This window comes from Moorena sp. SIO1F2, assembly GCF_010672755.1.
Classification (GTDB): domain Bacteria; phylum Cyanobacteriota; class Cyanobacteriia; order Cyanobacteriales; family Coleofasciculaceae; genus Moorena.
The window spans coordinates 1-5,911 of the sequence record NZ_JAAHFV010000384.1 but is presented as its reverse complement, the minus strand read 5'-3'; the positions used below and the strand labels follow the sequence as shown (position 1 = coordinate 5,911).

Genomic DNA, 5,911 nt, shown 5'->3' with positions numbered 1-5,911 from the left:
CCACTTAGCCGTATGGTAAATGTATCTCCATAGCGTTCTACACACTGATCCAAATACTTCAGAGGGTCAGCAATCCAATAGATTAACTGTAACCACTCAGGGATTTGAGGACCTTCAGGCAATTTACTCACACTCGTTTTCCTCTGTTACTTTCTCAAGACCAATTCATGCTCTAACCTAACTACCATATTGCAACAAAACCTTCGGTTAGCTCATTACTATCAGAAAAGCGCTTATTGACAAGCTATTAATAGGATTAAGGGTAATCAAAACTAGTCGATTAATCCTATTCTGTTAGTCTCTGGGAATTCAAATGAAGCAAGATTTGATCAGAATCTCGACAAGGCAGGTATGACAATGGATCTAGAGTTGCAGATTCTCAAGTCGTCTCAATAGTAGTCTCAATCAATCTCATCCATAAGACATTTCACTGGTTAAAACCCCAAATTTACCCTTTATACTAATTCCGCACCAAGCCAGCTGATTGTAATATTTGTTTAATACTCGTAATAATTAGAAAAGGTTTCTGAGACTATGACAGTTGGTAGCAGGGTTCCGACATTTTGTCAAGGAATTCAGTATTTTGGCAACACCATACCGGGTTTTGATGCGGCTTCTGACCAATACGGGCAACAAGCAGCGATTGCCCTGGGGCAAAATGCGATCGCATCTCCTGAGGATCCAGCAGCTGTCTTCCAGACCTTACTGGCTGCTGATGCCCTACGCTACCTAACCCTGCACATCACTGCTAGTAAATCTTCTGGTCATCCAGGGGGATTTGCCAGCATTGCGGACGGGATTGCAGCTTTGGTGATGCTGGGTTACAAAAACATTATTACTGAAGTGGGACACCATGCCCCAGGCTTCTACAGTAACATGTTTCTGGATGGCTCCCTAGAGGAGATGGGCATTAAGACTGTAGAACAGATGGGGGAACGCTTCCGAGAAATGCATGGACTGCTCGGACACCTTTCTGGTCAAATTCCCGGACTCCTCAATCCAGCTGGCCCCCTCGGACAAGGGCAACACTTTGCTATGGCTGGGGCTTTGCTTCATCCAGGAGTACTATTCCCAGTTACCATTGGGGATGGGGGCTTGGGTGAACCTTATGTGATGAGCAGTTTTGGTCACTTCTCTACGGCTTATCCCCAGGTGACTAATTTTCTGCCCATATTAGTGTGGAATGGTTACAGCCAGGAACACCATAGTATGGTTTCCACAAAGTCCAATCAAGAGATGATTGCATACTGGCAGGGGAATGGTTTCCAAGAAGTAATCTTAATCAATGCTAAGGATTACGATGATGCTGACCAACCCGGTGAGTATATCGATAGCACAGAGTTTTCGTTCCAGAAGCGGTTGGCATTTACCCAAGGGGTTTTGGAAGCTACGGATAAAGCGGCTAAATCAGCGTTGAGTGGTAAGTTAACGGTGCTGATTGTTAAACAACTCAAAGGAGCGGGAGTCCACAAACGGGGAGCGAAAGCTCACAATCTCTACCCAGGAGATACCCTGGAAAAAGATTATATTGTTAGTGCCCTTAAAGCTCGGGCGTTGCCTTCTAAAGCCTGGGAATTAGTCAGGACAAATTTTGAGCGTTCTGGAGGAGGGTCAGCAGCCCATACTGTAGTCACAGAAAAGGAATTGCCTTTACCAGATTTAGGTGAATTACCTTTAGAGGAATTTGTGATTGACGCAGACAAGAAAATAGCGACTACCGCTATGGGAACGATAGTTGCTCATGTGGGGCAAAAAGACCCTAATTTTATTATTTCCAATGCTGATGGCAATGCTGCTTCTGGAATTAATAATATTAACCAAGCCCTAAAAATTATCCACCCGACCCCGGATGAAATTTACTTCCAAGGCCCAAAAGGTCAGGTGTACGAACCCTTGAGTGAAGATGCTTGTGCTGGATTAGCAGTAGGGTTAGCCTTGTTTGGCGCTCGTACTCTGTGGTGTTCTTATGAATCTTTTGCTATCAATGGGTTACCCATTTGGCAAACCGTTACCCAAGCCATGGCAGAATTGCGCCGTCCTACTCCGTCTACTATTACATTATTTACCGCTGGGGCACTGGAGCAAGGACGCAATGGTTGGACTCACCAGCGTCCTGAAATTGAAAATTACTTTGCTGCTATGATGCGCAATGGCAATATTTTCCCCTTGTTTCCCTGTGATGCTAATAGTATCCAAGTGTGTTATGAGTGGGCGCTGAGTACTAAGAATAAAGGAATTACCATTACTGCTAGTAAGTCACCCTTACCGGTGCGCACGACCTTTGAGCAAACCCGTCAAGGATTGCGAGATGGTGCAGTGGTGTTGCATGAATCTAAAGGTAGTAAAACCGTTGTGTTTGCGGTGATTGGGGATATGAGCCTTATGCCAGTGTTTGATGCTGCTTCGGATTTGGAAGAGCAAGGGATTGGGGTGCGGATTGTTTCGGTAATCAGTCCCCGCCGCTTGTACCGTCCTGATGATACGGCTTGGAAAACCTGTACTGAAGCTGATGGCGGTTTCTTAGATGATCAGGGGTTTGAACAGCTGTTTGGTGGGGATGGGTTGATTGGTGTTACTGGTGGTACCAGTGCGATGCTGGAACCGATTATGTTACGTAGTACTTGCCAGCGGGATGTGGTGGCTTGGAAGCGTGGTGAAACGGCTGGCAGTGCTGGTCAAATTATGGCGTTTAATGGTTTGACTGCTGAGGCTTTGGCTAAACGAGCGATTGACTTGGTTGGTTAAAATTTAGTTGGCTAGAATTTTTTGGTGTAGCCCTATCTTTAAGGATGGGGCTGCACTAATCAAGCCTCGCTGCCCGGAGCCAAGACTAAACGTTAATAGTTGTTAAATTAAGGCAGATTCATGTTCCAAGAGATTGCTGCTCAGATTGCTTTTTCCCCCTCCTTTCCCTATTTAGCCACAGCTCTAGGGATTACTAGCATCGGGGGACTACTGGGCTGGGGCTGGTGGCAACGAAAAAATACTTACAAATCTCTAGAGTTACTGCCGTGTCCTCCCAAACACTGGCTATTGGGAAATCTTCCTCAGGTATTAGCAGCAGTTAAACAGAAAAAATTCTTCCAATTATTGTTTGATTGGAGCAAGCAGCTAGGCCCGATTTATGTTTTATGGATTAACCCTCCAGTTCTGGTTTTGAGTCAACCAAAGGTGATAGAAAACACCATTGTGAATGGCATCAAAGATGGCAGCTTAGGTAGGTGTAAGCAATTGCGCCAAGTTTTCAACGACCTTGCTGGTGCTCCCGTTCTTATCGGAGAAAACGGAACTGAGTGGCAGTGGCGACGGAAGGCTTGGAATCCTCAATTCAATTCTAGTGGTCTGTCCAAATACTTTGAGATTATTAACCTTGCCTGCGAACAAGTAATTGCCAGACTTCTGCAAGATGCACCGCAAACAGAGGTAAAGGTCGATTTCCTGTTTGTGGAACTAACTATGAGGGTGATTTTCTGTTTAGTGGTGGGAATTCCTGTAGATGGAAAATCCTCTAGTTCTGAAGGTCCACCCCTCGATATTCTTAAGGCTCACGAGGCGATGTCTATTATAGGATATCGGGTCTTACGGTTATTCGCTGGGGAGAAGATATGGATGAAATATTTGCCCACTAAGGCTTCACGAGATTACTGGAGAGCAATGGCATATTTAGAGGGTTTGATTGGTCCGAGAGTGGAATTAGCCTTGAAGATGAGAGCACAAAACCCGACTAATTGGGGGCAGGTAAGTCCAAACTTCCAGGAATCGATGTTAGTGAAAATAGCGGCTAAGGAACCAAAATACACTCGGAAAACACTGATAGCAGAAGCGATTGAAATCTTGATTGCTGGTACTGATACCACAGCTCATACTTTATCCTTTGCGGTAGCAGAGTTAGCATTAAATGCCAGGGTTTTTCAGAAAGCACAAGCTGTGGTTGACCAGAGTTGGCAAAGTAATGGTGGTATTAATACAGAAAGTCTGAAAAAACTGACTTACATCAGTGCCATTATCAAAGAAACTTTGCGCCTTTATTCAGTCGCCTCAGGTTCCACTTCCTTGGAGGCTGAAGGTGAAACCGTGATTGAGGGCAACTTGATTCCTCGTGGCACGATTATCTCCTGGTCAATACTTGGTGCTGGGCGAGACCCAGAGGTCTATGGCAACCCCGAGGAATTTTGGCCAGAGCGTTGGTTAGACCAGGGCAAGGGCAGCAGCCCACTTCCAATGATCACCTTTGGCTCAGGTTCTCATCGTTGCTTGGGAGAGCATCTGGCCATGGTGGAAGCAACGGTAATGCTAGCCATGCTGCTCCGTTATTTCGACTGGGAGTTGGTCAATGGTCGTTCATCTGTTGAACAGTTAGAACAGAACCTTTTGATTTATCCGTCCGATGGGATGCCAGTGCGTTTTAAGCCTAGAGACTTGCAGTGTATTGAGGAAACTTACTAGGTTTTAGGGAGTAGGGAGTAGGGAGTAGGGAGTAGGGATTAAGGGCAGTCATGGGGGTTTCCACGGGGCTGATAATGGTTTTTGGGTAACCTATCTCTTAATAAGAGACCTTCATGATATACCCAGTCGTGCCCCTGACCGTTAACAGGTGTGCTCCTCTTAACGGTAAGGTGTTAAGAGCATGTTAAGCTTATAGATTAAAAGGCTCCCGACCACTATCTTATCATAGGCACGGACAACTATGCGACCTGATTTGCAGGACTTGGTGATTTCAGAGGATTATCTAACCAATTTGATTGGGGAGAAGCCAGAGCGAGTCAGAGGTTTTTTCCTAGAGAAACCAAAAGAACCAGGAGATTTCCTGATCAAATTGGGTAGAGGGTCCTTTCTATGGCTGAAATATAAGGCAGTTAGACGGCTGGTGAAAGAGGTGGATCGATACAATACGGTGATTAGAGCTGTACACATTAATGATCAATTGGAAGAAGCTGGGAATCCAGGTGTTGGTCTCAGTAATCGGGAGCGAGTGCTCGAAGCCCTTAGGGTGATGAAAACGGATTTAGTGCGTGCCTTGAAGACAGAACGAATTCTCAGGGAGAATAAGCAGTTTATTACTAAGAATCCTCAGCTATTTACTACTAATTTAACCACCTTGACCGCCCTGCACTTGAGTGATCAGGCCAGTGAGTATGGACGAGTGCTAGACCAAGCCTTGCAGGTGGCAGTGGGGGTGCAAGAGGAAATGAGAAAATTGCAGAATCAGCGTTAGAGGCTCTATTTTAGGGAGCCGGGAGTCGGGAGTCGGGAGTCGGGAGTCGGGAATCGGGAATCGGGAATCGGGAATCGGGAATCGGGAATCGGGAAAAATCCTGTGTACCTGAGGTGCGACCCGTGGGGAATTTAATTCTTAATGGGTCAAGGGCACCTGATAGTTATGACAAAACCTGTCAGAAGAGCAAATATTTAGTTAAAGAATAAAAGCAACTGATTATTGCTGTTATTAAAAAGCGATAATAATTAATTCTATTACCCCTTGGATAATATTTAATTATTTAAGTTACCGTAAAAAAATAGGTTAATTTTTAAGTTTTAATAGTAGTATATCGATTCCATAGTTGAGTGGTAATTCTAAGAATAGATGGCAAAAGCATAGGTCTGGCATGACGCTTCATTGTCATTATTCATTCAGAGAATTACAGGAATTGTACAATGCCTTATCAAAATATTACCGGTACTCTCTCCGAAAGAGATATCCAAGAAATCAAAACTGCCCTACAAACGATTGAATAAAAGCTGCCTTTCTTAGTTAATCTAACGGCTGAGGAACGACGCAACATGCTAAGTACAGGACAAAAAATGGAGAGAGTTAAGAAAAGCTGGGAACTGGTGGTCAAGATTGGTGAAAATTGAGCGCAGATAATCAAATCCCAAACGAAATAGGCTCTTGGCTCGTCGTTGATGGGAT

3 protein-coding genes are annotated in these 5,911 nt (G+C 44.8%); all 3 read left to right on the top strand.

What is annotated here, in order from left to right; all coding sequences use genetic code 11:
* The first annotated feature begins 534 nt into the window (after positions 1-534).
* The 3 genes from F6J94_RS28835 (at position 535) to F6J94_RS28825 (ending at position 5,215) form a co-directional block, all read left to right on the top strand.
* A complete protein-coding gene (locus F6J94_RS28835) occupies positions 535-2,745 on the top strand; it encodes a phosphoketolase (RefSeq protein WP_293046708.1) in 2,211 nt (736 codons plus the stop codon).
* A 120-nt stretch (positions 2,746-2,865) separates the two neighbouring features.
* Positions 2,866-4,446, top strand: a complete 1,581-nt coding sequence (locus F6J94_RS28830) for a cytochrome P450 (RefSeq protein ID WP_293046706.1) — start codon at positions 2,866-2,868, stop codon at positions 4,444-4,446.
* A gap of 241 nt (positions 4,447-4,687) precedes the next feature.
* Positions 4,688-5,215: a hypothetical protein gene (locus F6J94_RS28825; protein ID WP_293018859.1), complete on the top strand. Its 528-nt coding sequence runs from the start codon at positions 4,688-4,690 to the stop codon at positions 5,213-5,215.
* The last annotated feature ends 696 nt before the right edge of the window (positions 5,216-5,911 follow it).